The sequence below is a fragment of the Streptomyces sp. CMB-StM0423 genome (assembly GCF_002847285.1).
Lineage (GTDB): Bacteria > Actinomycetota > Actinomycetes > Streptomycetales > Streptomycetaceae > Streptomyces.
Genome location: NZ_CP025407.1, coordinates 3,435,654 through 3,448,211, shown reverse-complemented (window position 1 = coordinate 3,448,211; position 12,558 = coordinate 3,435,654). Strand labels below are relative to the sequence as shown.

Genomic DNA, 12,558 nt, shown 5'->3' with positions numbered 1-12,558 from the left:
ATGCGTATCTTTGTGGCCGTTGCAACTTACGGGCGTGTGGCTGCTCATCCTCGCCAACGGGCGCTTGAGAGTCGGCGATCTTTCTCGCATCGGAACGGTGTTCCATGCCGATCTGGATCACGGAGCACCGAAGTTGCAGGTTTCCGCCTACCGCTCAACCCTGTGCCTGGCCGAACGGGTGTCCATGTCGGGTGATCGCGGCGGGAGTGGCGGATGACGGCAGGGTCGGCCAGGTCCGCCATCTATCCGGCCAGCGCCTTGTCCAGTACGTGCCGTGACGACCCACGTTCGGGCCCCGATTCCTCGTCGACGAAGCACGTGCTGCTGGGGGCCGATGGCCCGGGCGGCCCGCCTGGCGGATCTGCCGGCTCACGGGCCAGTGGCGCGCGTTCGTCAAGCACAAGAGCCGCGCCAAGTACGCCGGGGACTGCCGCTGGTTCACGATGACCGGGTGCGGCGCAACTTCACCGCGGACGGGCTGAACCGGCTGTGACTTACGGACACGCCAAGCATGCGACCGGCGAGGGGGCAAGCTGTACCTGTGTGCGATCAAGGACGTGTATTCCGGCCACATCGTGGGCTTATGCCATCCACGCCCGGGAAGTGCCGCCTCGCGGTGGCCGCCCTGGGGTCCGTTGTCGTCCGGCGCGGTACTCATCCGGCAGGAATTGGTCTGCTCGATCGGCCGGGTCGAGGGGGCGTTGGCCAGCTTCTTCGCGCTGCTGCAGAAGAACCTCCTCAAGCCCACACCTGGGCCACCTGGCGGGAGATGCGGATGGCGATCTTGACCTGGATCGAACGCAGGCCACCAGTGTCCCCTGACCGAAATCGTCGCCTCAAAGAGCAGCGAAGGTCCCGCCAGCAAATTAGCTGATCTTCGAGCGTTGCTCAGCGAAAAGTACGTGCCGTCGGTGGTCATCCTGTCCGATGAAGCCCTGGAAATCTCCCAGACTGAACGCTACTGCGCCAGATGACCGTTCTTTGGTCCTGAGTTCGAAGTCGCGGCTGAGGTGGTTCAGGTGACGTTCGACTGTGGGCTGGCTCATGACGATGCCTCGCTGTGCGAGTTTCGAGATCATCTGTTCGACAGTGAGAGGCCGTCCATGGCTGTGGAGCAGCTTGTATACGGGATCAAGAACGACATCTGTGGTCTCGATCAGTTTGCCACGTTCACCCTCTCTCATCAGGGCGCTTCTGATGGCCTCACCGACGGCCATGGCGACCGGTGGAGGGAAGGCATTGCCAATCTGCCGGTACACGCTTGTTTTGCGGCCCTTGAAATCCCACGAGAATTTGTTGTTGTCCCAGCCTTGAAGCCGCTTGACCATATCGATGGTGAGCTTGGGGCCAGGCGCATTTCCTTTGGGTGCCCAACCGGCCATCGGTGGTTCATTGGCAATTCCCATGGCGTCGACACCAAGTTCCGCCCAGGCCCGCTTGGCGCGAGTAGGGCCCAGGTCCGCACCGCCGTGCTTCTTCGAGCCTCCGACGATCGTTGGAGCGATCCCACAGGCACGCTTTACCCAGGCTTCCAGGTTCTCGCTCTCCCAGCCATTCGAACCCATCAGGTCCCGGAGGAGTTCACCTACGGTCGGAGGCTCATGGGCCTGGGCTTCCGGCCACTTGAAGTAAGGTGCGTATTCCTCCAGGACGGCAACGAGTACGAATCGTGGCCGGAACTGCGAAACCCCGAAGTCCTTGGCATGCAGAAGCTGCCAGTCTGGGACGTAGCCGATGTCCCGAAGACGGTCGAGCGTGTGCTGGCGGTACGCGGCGAACCGGTTAGAACTGAGCCCGCGCACATTCTCCAGCATAAGAGCTTTGGGCTTGACAGTTGCGCACAATTGAATGGCCCACGCGAACAGATCTCGCTCGTCCTTTGTGCCGAGCTGTTTGCCCGCGATGCTGAACGGAGGGCACGGAACTCCGCCGGCCAGGAGATCGACTCTTCCCTCAAACTCCTTGGGGTTCCAGACATTCTCGTCTGCCACGTCGCCGACTCTGACCACTTTCTCGCCGTTGGGCAGGTTGGCGCGCAGGGTATCAGCCGCGCTGCGGTCCAGCTCAACGGCCAGAAGGTGACTGAACTCAGCCCGGTGCAGTCCCAGTGACTGACCGCCAGCGCCGGCGCAGATCTCGACAACCTGAAGCCCATTTTCAGCATCTGGTTCCGGCATGTGCTCTACCTCCAGGCGATCGGCGTCCGGCGCTTGCGCATCATAAGCAGTTCAGCCTCTTCGGCTGCAGAAGTAACTGCAGATGCTCCAGCACCTGAGCGAACAATACTCGCAGGTCGGGTGGCCTGCCGGAGAACCGGCCCAGATGCGGCGTGCCAGCGGGGCCAAGCCTTCGGCACCGGTGCGAGTGCGGCGCATCAGCGTGACAGGGAGGAGCGCACAGCGCTACGAGCATCCTCCGGCAGGCGCCGGTAGGCGCTCCAGACCCGGTCTGCGGGCGACGGCTTACGCTGCCCGCGTTCGATCCACCTGAGCAGCCGCCGCCGGTCGCTTTCGTCGAGTTCGGCGGCGGCTTGCAGGACCTCATCGGCCCGCGCGGGTACAGTGCCTCGTCCTGCCCGGCACCTCTTGCACTCCGTGACCAGAAGCGTGATCTCTGTGCCGTCAGGCATGACGGTCATTCTGCGGACTACGACGAGGGCCGCGGTCTGGTTCGAGTCGTCCAGGTACGGCTCGGCCGACGAGATGCCGCACACCGTGCACATGAATTCGTCCCGCTCAAGGGCTGCCTGCCTCTCCTTGCTCGTGACGGCGTGCTGTGCTTCAGCAGCCTTGCGCGCTGCCGGGTCCCATACTGCAACCCCCTGCTTGACGAACCGCTGTTGCTCCGAGGCGAGTCTCGCGTCATCCGTACTGGTGTGGATCACCCAGCCGTAGCCCCGCAGATCCCTGATCCGGCGGTCTGCCTGAGCTACGCCCTGGAAGGCGTCACGGACGTCTTCTTTCGTGAACGTCCCGCCTTCACCAATCTCCTGGATCAGCCACAGGGCGCCGCGGATCATCGTGCCTCTCTTGACACCTGGTTCGTTCCATGCGGGCAAGGCCATGGCGTCCTCCGTCGGGCAGGGCGGCTTCCGGCCCATTATCAAGCATGCGCCCTTGCTGCCGACGCCCCCTGGCATGATGCACCCAGTCCGGACGGCAGGTTTCGTGGGAGGGTTCCCAAATGTTCGAAGAGTTCGGTTCACCCCCTCTTGCCGAGGAGAACCGCGCAATGGTCGCGGAACGCCTGAAGCAGGCTAAAGCGGAAGAAGGGGCGAAGGTCACCGTCACCTTCCGCGGGGAGCAACGGTACCTGCACGTGATCGCGATGCCAGTGGAGATGCTGTACTTCAACCCCGATACCCACCGTGTTCGTGCCCAGCGGTCGCTCGACTCTGAGCGCAGCCGGACCCTGGACGGGCGGCCTTGGAGCGATGAGGCGCAGGAGTATCTCCACTACCTCCTCACCCGCCAGCCGTCCAACCCCGCACAGACCGACCCTGAGTACATCGAGTTGCGGGAGGAACTGGAGGATTACGGACAGCGCGAGTCTGGGATCATCACGCCTGATGGGATCCTCGTCGACGGCAACACGCGCTGTGCGGCCCTGCGGGAGCTGGGAGTCAAGGACATCCGAGTCGGCGTCCTGCCTGCGGACACTGTCTACCGGGACATCAACGACGTTGAGATGTCATTGCAGTTGCGCCATGACAAGCGCCGAGACTACTCCTACATCAACCAGCTCATAGCGATCGAGGACGAACTTGCCCGTAGTCGGCGTGAAGAGGATGTGGCGCGGGACTTCAACATCAAACTCAAGACGCTCAGGACCGACCGCCGTGTCTACCAGATGATCCTTGAGGCCATCGACCGGAGTGTCACGGCCGGTGGAGTGAAGCTGCGTCTGGTGGATTTCGAAGGACACCAGGAGAAGCTGCGTGAGCTGCAGCGGGACTACGTGACGTGCGCTGAGACTAATGCGGATGCGGCCGAGATGCTGAAGGAGTCCCGGTTGGCCATGGTGGTACTCAACTACCCCAAGACCAGCCTCCGGCTGGCTGAGGCGGACTTCCACAGCGACTTCCTTGCCCCCCGGCTGCCAGATGAACTGCGCCCGGGAACAGCAGAAGCCGCTGACAAAGCAATCCCCGGTCTGCCAGGGGTCGTCCTCCCGGCAGAGCCGGAACCGGTTCGGGCGGTCAAGGCACTCACCGACACCCTTCTGCAGGCTAAGGCGGCGCAGCAGGCTGATGGACAGTTGGAGCCGCCTCTGGTGGCCGCCGCCAACGAGAAGATTACGAAGGCGAGGGAAACTTTCGACGTCGCAGTCAGAATGGCCGGACTGAACGCGCAGCTTAAGAAGCGACGGGCAGCCGTGCCAGACCGCCTGACGGATGCGGCTGAGCATGTTAGCCAGTGCGTTCTGGAGTTTGCCGATGCCAGGGCCAAGCGCGTGCTGGACGAGGACTCCTTCGACGACGGTCTGATCGCGCTGCGTGACAGCCTGGCCAGGCTGGCCAGACTGGCAGGCCGGACCTTCGACTCCCCCGGCGACGGGGTTGCCTGGCTGCTTGATGCTACGAGGGGCAAGTGATGCAAGCCGCGGCCAGCCCCAGCCTGCAGTTGGGGTTCGGGGACAGCGCCACACAGGTGCGAATCCGGGTCCGTGACGGGTTCGAAGCGGAACTTCGGCGCATCGCTCTGCGCTTCAGCAGTGGGGTGCACGCCTCGCCGACCACGCTCGACATCAATCTGGACGATCTGCTGACGAACCTGGCGGCGCTCGCGGACTGGCCAGAGCCAAGCAGAGTCATCTGGGAACCTGAGCTGCAGACGCTGGTCACCGACACGCATAACGACGCCCGTATCGTGGCTGAGCGCCTCGGCACCGCAAGGAGTGGGCCGGCGGAGATGGACCCCGGGGATCTGGACAGCCTGCTCGGAGGGGAGTGGACCGGCAAGCTGACAGACTTCCAGCGCCGGGACACCGCCCGGCTGCTTTCCATGCACCATGGTGCCAACTTCTCCGTCCCTGGAGCAGGCAAGACCCGTGTCGGGCTGGCGGTCTTCAGCGTTCTGCGCCAAACCCGCGGGATTGAGCGGCTGCTGGTCGTCGGTCCTAAGTCATCTTTCGAGGCGTGGCAGGAGGAGAACGCCACCTGCCTGGCCAAGCCGCTGCGTATGGCCGTGGCTGCACGGGACGCAGACCCGGCAGCCGAAGCCCTGATCGTGAACTACGAGCGCCTCCGTTTCGACGGTGTCGTCAACAGCCTCGGCCAGTGGCTCGCGGCACGGCCGTCTCTGCTGCTGCTGGACGAGGCTCACCGGACGAAACTCGGTGCCCAGGGCACATACGGCTCTGCCTGCCTGGCGCTTGGCCCGCGCGCCCGCCACCGGCTGGTGCTCACGGGCACTCCCGCACCCAACGGTGTGCGCGACCTTGAGAATCTGTTCAGCTTCGTCTGGCCAGGCTACGGGCGCCAGCATGTCACTCAGGCAGTCGCCGGTGGGGACCTGGCCAAGGCGAGCCGAGTACTGCGGCCGCTGTTCGCCCGCACGACGAAGCAAGAGCTGGGCCTGCCTCCAGTGACGACGACACGGAGGCCTGTTCCTCTCCCGCCACTCCACCGGGAGGTGTACGAGGCGCTCACCGGGCGGTTCTCAGCCCGCTCTCACAATGCGGAAAGTGAATTCCAGGCGCTCGGAAGGATCGCAGTCTATCTCCTCATGGCCGCAATCAGCCCTGCGCTCCTGTCTGTTGGGACGACAAAGTACGAGCCGCTGTCGTACCAGGTACCACCGCTGGCAGTGCCAGAGGGGACGCCGCTCTTCCAGCTCATGAGGGACCTGCCAAGCTACGAGATGTCATCGAAGTACCGCGAGGTTCTCGCGATCGTCGCCCAGAACGCCGCCTTCGGCCGGAAGACGCTGGTCTGGTCGACGTTCATCCGCAGCCTCACCACACTGCGGCGCATCTTGAGTGAGTTCTCGCCCTCGATCGTTTACGGGGGCACCGAAGAACGCGAGGCAGAGATCGCCCGGTTCCGTGGCGACCCCGATTGCATGGTCCTGCTGTCCAACCCCGCTACCCTCGGTGAGGGAATCAGCTTGCACCACCACTGCCATGACGCCGTCTACGTCGACCGTGACTTTGCCGCCGGGCGGTACCTGCAGAGCCTGGACCGGATCCATCGCCTTGGTCTGGCTTCCGACGCAGAAACCCGTGTCACCGTTCTGGTCTCCGAGGGGACCATCGACGAGGTGGTGGACCAGCGTCTCGCCGACAAGCTTCTGTTCATGGGCAGCATCCTCGACGACCCGTCTGTACGTGAGCTTGCTGATCTGGATGAGGAGCCCGCCGTAGGAGCAGGTCTGGACCAGAAGGATCTGCAGGCACTGATGGGCTATCTCCGTGCCCGTACCGCCTGAACCCGTACTGAGGGGGGCCGTAAGGTGGCTGACGCACCTGACGGACTCAGGCCCAGCCCGCTGCCGGGCGCTTTTCGCGACGCACCACGCCTACAGCGATCTCACCCCCACTCAGTACGAGACGGCCTATAGCTGGCTCCGCGCCGGAGGGCTGCTGGAGAGCCCGGGCGCCGTGCAAAGACCCCAGCACAGGGTCTTGGAGCATGCGCTAACCGAGGCGACGCCGTGGTTTGCGGATATGGATGTGCTTGTCACGACGCCCGAAGAGCTTCCCGGCGACGCGCTGAGCGCGGCCCGAGCGGTTGGCCTCAGCGCCGAGGAAGCTTTTGCCTGCGTGCGTGCGGCATGGGGCAAAATTGACACGGCGCAGCGAGAGCGCATCGGGGGGGCTGGTGAACGGGCGCTTGTCCATCTGCTCTGCGAAGGCCTGCCCGAGGCGGCGGAAGTTCTGCACGTCGCAGCAGAAGCTGACTGCTTCGGTTACGACATCGCCGTGCGTGCAGTGGGACTGTGCGCCCACATCGAGGTGAAGTCGACTACCCGCCGCGGCCGACTCCCGGTGTATCTCTCACGCAACGAGTACGAGACAATGCGCAACGATGCCAGTTGGCAACTCGTTGCAGTGCGGCTGACAGAAGGGCTGAAAGCGGCCGCTGTCGCCACTGTTCCAGCCGTCTGGATAGCCACGCAGGCTCCGGCAGACCGAGGAGCCGCAGCGAGGTGGGAGTCCTGCCGGTTCGACGTTCCACGCGATGTCCTTGTCCCCGGTATCAGCGGGCTCCGGGAAATAGTTGACGAGGCCGCTTCTGCGATACTCGGCGGTGCTGTCGACTGGCCTGGCTGATTCCGGCTGCGGTGACGGCTTCCCTCCGGCAGGCTACTTCGACTCCTCCCGGCGCCTTCGCACAGTGTCGGCGATCTGGTGGGCGCATGCGACGGGATTCTCGTGCTCCCAGTAGCGGAGGACTGCCCAGCCTGCATCGGCGAGCTGTTCATCGGTGTCGCGGTCCCTGGCGACGTTCTTAGTCACTTTTTCCGACCAATAGCCCTTGTTTGTCCTGGGAGGGATGTAGTGCTCCGGGCAGCCGTGCCAGTAGCACCCATCGATGAACACTGCGACCTTTGCTGGACGGAACACCAGGTCCGCAGTCCGCCGCAGGTCCGGAAGCGGCCGTGCCGCCACTCGGTACCGGAGTCCGAGTGCATGCACCAGGCGCCGGATGGTCAGTTCCGGTTTGGTATCGCGGTTGCGGATTGCCTGCATATTTCGGCGGCGGGCAGCAGAAGAAGCCCACGACCCGTCTGGCGGGCGCCAGGACTTCTGCTCAGCATCCCCTATGTCGGGGGGATCGAGCTTTTCAGGCATCGGAGTTTCGCGTTTTCGGGAGCGTTGGCGCCGACTCGGCCGGGTCCTGGTCTCCAGCAACCGCCCACCAGTCGCCCTCCAGGTATACGCGTGGTCTTGCGTGCTGGCCATTTTGCGCCCGCGTTACGCGCACACTGACGAACTCTCCTTCTCGGGGGACCGGGACCTGCAGATCCGCTGCAACTTGCTGGTGCTTTCGGTAATCTCCCATAATGAGAATGCCGTGACGGCGGAGGCTGGATCTTGCTCCTCCGTTACCGCGGACCCTCTTCATGTAGTCCTTCTGCTGGGCGGCTGTACGGACCACGTTTCTCGTAATTCTGCGCTGCTGGACCCGCCTGAACAGTTCGTTCACGCGCGCCTGACCGCTCTTCTGCCCGAGGACAGCATGGCGATCGACTGCAGGCATGTGTAGAAGTACGTTCTCTGGGAGCTTGCCGTCGGGCATGAGCCAGTAAATCTTGTTCCTGTGCTCAGCCTTGATCGTGAGCTTCCGGTCACGATTAGACTTCTGGTTGAGGATCTCCTCTTGGATTCGGATGAGCCCGGCTCGCCACTGGCTCTTCATGTCATCCGCCCATACCACCAAACAGAGATGCCCGATAGCTTCTGGCGGTATCATCCAGGAACCGAACCTCTGCGAGAATTTGCAGTCGACTTCGATTCCGGCGATACGATAATCCATCGATTCGCCGTCGGCAAACTTGAATTCTCTTTGCAAGTTGATCTCTACCAGGCTGCCGGCATGTGTCTTCTCTGTCTTAAGCAGTGTGCCCCAGTCGTAACGGCCCGTGACCTCACCGTTCAGAAGCTGGTCGATCGTATCCCGGAGTACAAGGGAGAAGCGCTCTCCGTTGGGATCGAGCCGAATGAGATGATCCCGGACTGCGATCAGTTCGGGATCGGATGATGCTGAACTGGTCGCTGTGGCGTTCAGCGCGGCCGAGTAGTCCAACGGAAGCATTCAGCAACCTCGCGTCTGGCTTCAGAGTGTGCGCAGTTGGGTTTCGAGGGGCGTAGCGTACCGCTGCTGCCGGGCAGTGCGCTCCGCCTCCCGGCTACGCGGGCCTGCTGCCAGGCGCAGGGAAGGGGATGCGTTGCGGGGAGTGTGCAGTGCCCTGGGGTGGGGGCCAGGGGGTTGGGCGGGGTGGGTTGGTGGTGTAGGCGGCTCTGGTCAGGGCGGGTTGGGCTATGGCCTTGTTCTGCCACATCCTTGCCAGGAGGGCCTGTTCTCGGGCTGCGTAGTCCTTTGCCGGGCGGCCCTGCGTGGCCTGGGCGCGGAGCAGGGCCAGGGTGGTCGCCGCGCGTTCGTAGTCGGCTACTGCGCGGCGGGCCTCGTCGCCGTGGGCGTGGCGGGCCAGGCTGCGGGCTATCTTGCGGATGCGCAGGGAGGAGAGGGCCACCGGTTCCGCGGGGACCAGCCAGCCGGCCTGGGCGTAGGCGGGGAGCTGGGTCCGTATCGTGCGGAGTTTGCCGCCGCGGGACCAGACCGCCAGCCACACCAGCAGGCCGAACACCGGCGCCATCACGAAGGCGTACGCGCCGAGGAAGGCGTAGCCGTTCATCACCGCCGAGCCGTTCCACAGCGCGTGCATCGCGATCGCCAGCAGCAGGCCCGCCGCCGGCAGGAGCACGCGGCGTAGACGCTGACGCGCGACCGTCATGGCCGCCAGGCCGAAACCGATGCCCGCCATCGCCGTGAACAGCGGGTGCGCGAACGGGGAGAAGACGATCCGGGCGATGAACGTCACCGTCACCGTCGCCAGGGGGCCGGAGTCGCCGAAGGTCTGGTTCTCCTCGTACGCCCGGCCCAGGTACAGGATGTTCTCGGTGAACGCGAAGCCCGTGCCGATGATCCCCGCCAGCACCAGGCCGTCGACCAGGCCGGCGAAGTAGTGCCTGCGGAAGAGGAACAGCAGCAGTATTGCCGCCGCCTTCGCGCTCTCCTCCACCACCGGCGCGACGACCGCCATCCCCCACAGGTCCGCCTCGCGTGACGACGCCGTCGGCAGGCCGGTGGCCATCCAGCGGGCGGCGAAGGTGTTCGCCAGCATCGCGACGAGCGTCGCGGCGAAGGCGCCCCAGGCGAACGCGAAGATGCGGTAGCGCCACGGTCCCGGCGCCACCCGGTCCAGCCACAGGAAGCCCGCGATCAGCAGCGGCACCGGCAGCAGCGCCAGCCCGCCGCCCAGGAGCATCCCGTGCGTGCCGGTCTCCGTCCACACCAGCCACAGGATCGCCAGGCCCGCCAGCGTCAGCACGGTCGCCACCGCGCCTATTCGTACGCCCCTTCTGCGCCAGAACCGGCGGCCGGCGGGAGGGGTGTGCACAGGAGGTTCCGCCGCTTTCGGGCGCGCGTCCTCGTACTCCGGGCGCGGGCCGAATTCCTCGGGTTCCCGCGGCCGGGTCATGAGCTGAGCGCCTTCGTGCTGCACCCTTCGACCCTAGCCAGTCCTCCCGCCGCGCGCGACGGGCTATTTATCGCGGATGCGGCGGAAGAGCAGATCGTTCACGATGTGCCCCTTTCCGAGCCCCTGCCCCTCGAAGCGCGTACGCGGACGGAAGTCCGGCCGCGGCGCGTAGCCGCCGGGGTGGGTGTTCTCGAAGTACGGCGACGCCTCCAGCGTCTCCAGCATCCACGCCGCGTACGGCTCCCAGTCCGTCGCGCAGTGCAGCACCGCCCCCGGCGCCATCCGCGACGCCGCCAGCGCCAGGAACTCCGGCTGGATGAGCCGGCGCTTGTTGTGCCTCTTCTTGGGCCACGGGTCCGGGAAGTAGATCCGCATCCCCGCGAGCGCGGCGGGGCGCAGCATCTCGCGCAGCAGGATGACGGCGTCGCCGTTGCCGATGCGTACGTTCGTCAGGCCGCGCTGCTCCATGAGCCGCAGCAGGTTGCCCTGCCCCGGGGTGTGGACGTCGACGGCGAGGATGCCGGTCGCGGGGTCGGCGGCGGCCATGTCCGCGGTCGCCTCGCCCATGCCGAAGCCGATTTCGAGGACGACGGGGAGCCCGCAGAAGAGGTCGTCGAGATCGAGTACGGACGCGCCGTCGATGTCGAAGCCCCACTTCGGCCAGAGCCGCTTCAGGGCCTCGCCCTGCGCGAGGGTCACGCGGCTGCGGCGCGGCACGAAGGAGCGGATACGTCGCTCGTTGTGCGGCCCGGCGGGCGCGGGGGCGGGGCCGTCGGGGAACCTGGGCTGGGGACGATCGTGCTGATCGGAGTGGTCGGACACAGTGTCCCCATTTTACGGAGGCCCCGAGCCGGTGAAGGGGGCGGTCCCCCCATGCCCCGAGCCGGTGAAGGGGGTGGTCTCCCGCCCGTCACAGCAGGGCGAGCGTCCGGCGGGCGATCTCCCTGCCGATCGGCAGCGACGCGGTCGCGGCCGGGGACGGCGCGTTCAGTACGTGGATCGTCCGCGGCCCCTCCGCGAAGCGGAAGTCGTCCACCAGCGCCCCGTCCGGCAGCACCGCCTGCGCCCGTACCCCCGCCTGTGCCGGGCGCAGGTCCTTCTCGTCGACGGCGGGCAGCAGGCGCCGTACGTCCCGGGTGAACGCCCGGCGGGAGAGGGAGCGGCGGAGTTCGCCGGCGCCGTAGCGCCAGTGGCGGCGTGCTATGCGCCAACTGCCGGGGTACGCGACCGTGGCGGCGGCGTCGCGGGGGCTGAGGCTCGTACGGGAGTACCCCTCCCGGGCCAGCGCGGGTACGGCGTTGGGGCCGAGGTGGACGGCGCCGTCGATGCCGCGGGTGAGGTGGATGCCGAGGAACGGGAACGCGGGGTCGGGGACGGGGTAGACGAGGCCGCGGACGAGGTCGGCGGCGTGCGGGGCCAGCTCGTAGTACTCGCCGCGGAAGGGGATGATGCGCAGCCCTGGGCGATCGCCGGCGATGCGGGCGATGCGGTCGGAGTGCAGGCCGGCGCAGTTGACGAGGGCGCGGGCGCGGACGACGTCACCGGCGGCGGTGCGGACGGCGACAGCCGGGCCGGTGGCATCGGCAGGGCGGGTGGCGTCGGCGGGGCAGGTGGCGTCGGTGGGGCGGACGGAAGTACCGGGGCCGGTGGTGTCGTCGGGGTGGGTGGTGTCAGAGACGGCCGTGGGCTCAGAGGTACGCGCCCCGCCCGGGCGTCTCGCGATCGCCCGTACCTCCACCCCGTACCGCACCTCCGCCCCCGCCTCCCGCGCCAGCTCCGCCAGCGTCCGCGCCACCGCCCGGAAGTCGCACACCCCCGTCGTCGCCACGTGCAGCGCCGCCAGCCCGCGCACATGCGGCTCGTACTCCGTGATCTGCGCGGGACCCAGCTCGCGCACCGGGATGCCGTTCTCACGCCCGCGCTGCGCCAGGGCGTGCAGGCGCGGCAGCTCGTCCCGGTCCGTGGCGACGACGATCTTGCCGGTGACCGCGTGCGGCAGCCCGTGCTCGGCGCAGAAGGCGACCAGCTCGGTGGCGCCCTGCACCGCGTAGCGCGCCTTGAGCGAGCCCGGCCGGTAGTACAGGCCGCTGTGGATCACGCCGCTGTTGCGCCCGGTCTGGTGCTGGGCCGGGCCTGGCTCCTTCTCCAGGACGACGACGCGGATGCCGGGGGCGGCCCGCGTCAGCGCGTACGCCGTGGAGAGGCCGACGATGCCGGCGCCGATCACGAGTACGTCGCAGTCGTCGGCCATGGCACCTCCGGCAGGGGTCGGCCCCATCATCCCCCGACCGGCCCGGCCGCCGCCAAACCAGGGGCCGCGAAGCCCCTTACCGCGAAGCCCCTTACCGCGGGG

General features: G+C 66.4%; 11 protein-coding genes. 4 read left to right on the top strand and 7 right to left on the bottom strand.

All coding sequences use genetic code 11. The features are described from left to right. Positions 1 to 34: 34 nt before the first annotated feature. A complete protein-coding gene (locus tag CXR04_RS34840) occupies positions 35 to 217 on the top strand; it encodes a hypothetical protein (RefSeq protein ID WP_159072323.1) in 183 nt (60 codons plus the stop codon). Between the two features lie 649 nt (positions 218 to 866). Here CXR04_RS34840 and CXR04_RS14825 read toward each other — a convergent pair. Both CXR04_RS14825 and CXR04_RS14820 read right to left on the bottom strand, forming a co-directional pair. Continuing rightward, positions 867 to 2,177, bottom strand: coding sequence for a DNA cytosine methyltransferase (locus CXR04_RS14825; protein ID WP_101422624.1), 1,311 nt, complete (start codon positions 2,175 to 2,177; stop codon positions 867 to 869). A 197-nt stretch (positions 2,178 to 2,374) separates the two neighbouring features. After that, on the bottom strand, positions 2,375 to 3,064 hold the full coding sequence (locus CXR04_RS14820; RefSeq protein WP_101422622.1) for a hypothetical protein: 690 nt from the start codon (positions 3,062 to 3,064) through the stop codon (positions 2,375 to 2,377). Between the two features lie 119 nt (positions 3,065 to 3,183). Here CXR04_RS14820 and CXR04_RS14815 point away from each other — a divergent pair, with 119 nt between their 5' ends. From CXR04_RS14815 to CXR04_RS14805, 3 genes are all read left to right on the top strand, one after another. Further along, entirely contained in the window at positions 3,184 to 4,593 is a 1,410-nt protein-coding gene (locus tag CXR04_RS14815; RefSeq protein ID WP_101422620.1) for a hypothetical protein, read from the top strand. Beyond that, positions 4,593 to 6,428 (top strand): DEAD/DEAH box helicase, encoded by a 1,836-nt coding sequence (locus CXR04_RS14810; RefSeq protein WP_101426377.1) that lies wholly within the window; start codon positions 4,593 to 4,595, stop codon positions 6,426 to 6,428. The genes CXR04_RS14815 and CXR04_RS14810 overlap by 1 nt, the downstream gene beginning before the upstream one ends. A gap of 238 nt (positions 6,429 to 6,666) precedes the next feature. Next, the gene (locus CXR04_RS14805; protein WP_159072322.1) at positions 6,667 to 7,272 is read left to right on the top strand and encodes a DUF3883 domain-containing protein; all 606 of its coding nucleotides are present in this window, start codon (positions 6,667 to 6,669) and stop codon (positions 7,270 to 7,272) included. A gap of 33 nt (positions 7,273 to 7,305) precedes the next feature. Here CXR04_RS14805 and CXR04_RS14800 read toward each other — a convergent pair whose 3' ends face one another. From CXR04_RS14800 to lhgO, 5 genes are all read right to left on the bottom strand, one after another. Beyond that, positions 7,306 to 7,794, bottom strand: a complete 489-nt coding sequence (locus tag CXR04_RS14800; RefSeq protein WP_101422617.1) for a very short patch repair endonuclease — start codon at positions 7,792 to 7,794, stop codon at positions 7,306 to 7,308. Then, complete coding sequence (locus tag CXR04_RS14795; protein ID WP_101422615.1) at positions 7,787 to 8,758, bottom strand: NaeI family type II restriction endonuclease; 972 nt, start codon at positions 8,756 to 8,758, stop codon at positions 7,787 to 7,789. Before CXR04_RS14795 ends, CXR04_RS14800 begins: the two co-directional genes overlap by 8 nt. Positions 8,759 to 8,852: 94 nt before the next feature. Further along, complete coding sequence (locus CXR04_RS14790; protein ID WP_101422613.1) at positions 8,853 to 10,205, bottom strand: PrsW family intramembrane metalloprotease; 1,353 nt, start codon at positions 10,203 to 10,205, stop codon at positions 8,853 to 8,855. Positions 10,206 to 10,268: 63 nt separating this feature from the next. Further along, positions 10,269 to 11,027, bottom strand: coding sequence for a tRNA (guanosine(46)-N7)-methyltransferase TrmB (gene trmB / locus CXR04_RS14785; protein WP_101422611.1), 759 nt, complete (start codon positions 11,025 to 11,027; stop codon positions 10,269 to 10,271). A gap of 88 nt (positions 11,028 to 11,115) precedes the next feature. Further along, positions 11,116 to 12,456, bottom strand: coding sequence for an L-2-hydroxyglutarate oxidase (lhgO, locus tag CXR04_RS14780; protein WP_101422610.1), 1,341 nt, complete (start codon positions 12,454 to 12,456; stop codon positions 11,116 to 11,118). Between the last annotated feature and the right edge of the window lie 102 nt (positions 12,457 to 12,558).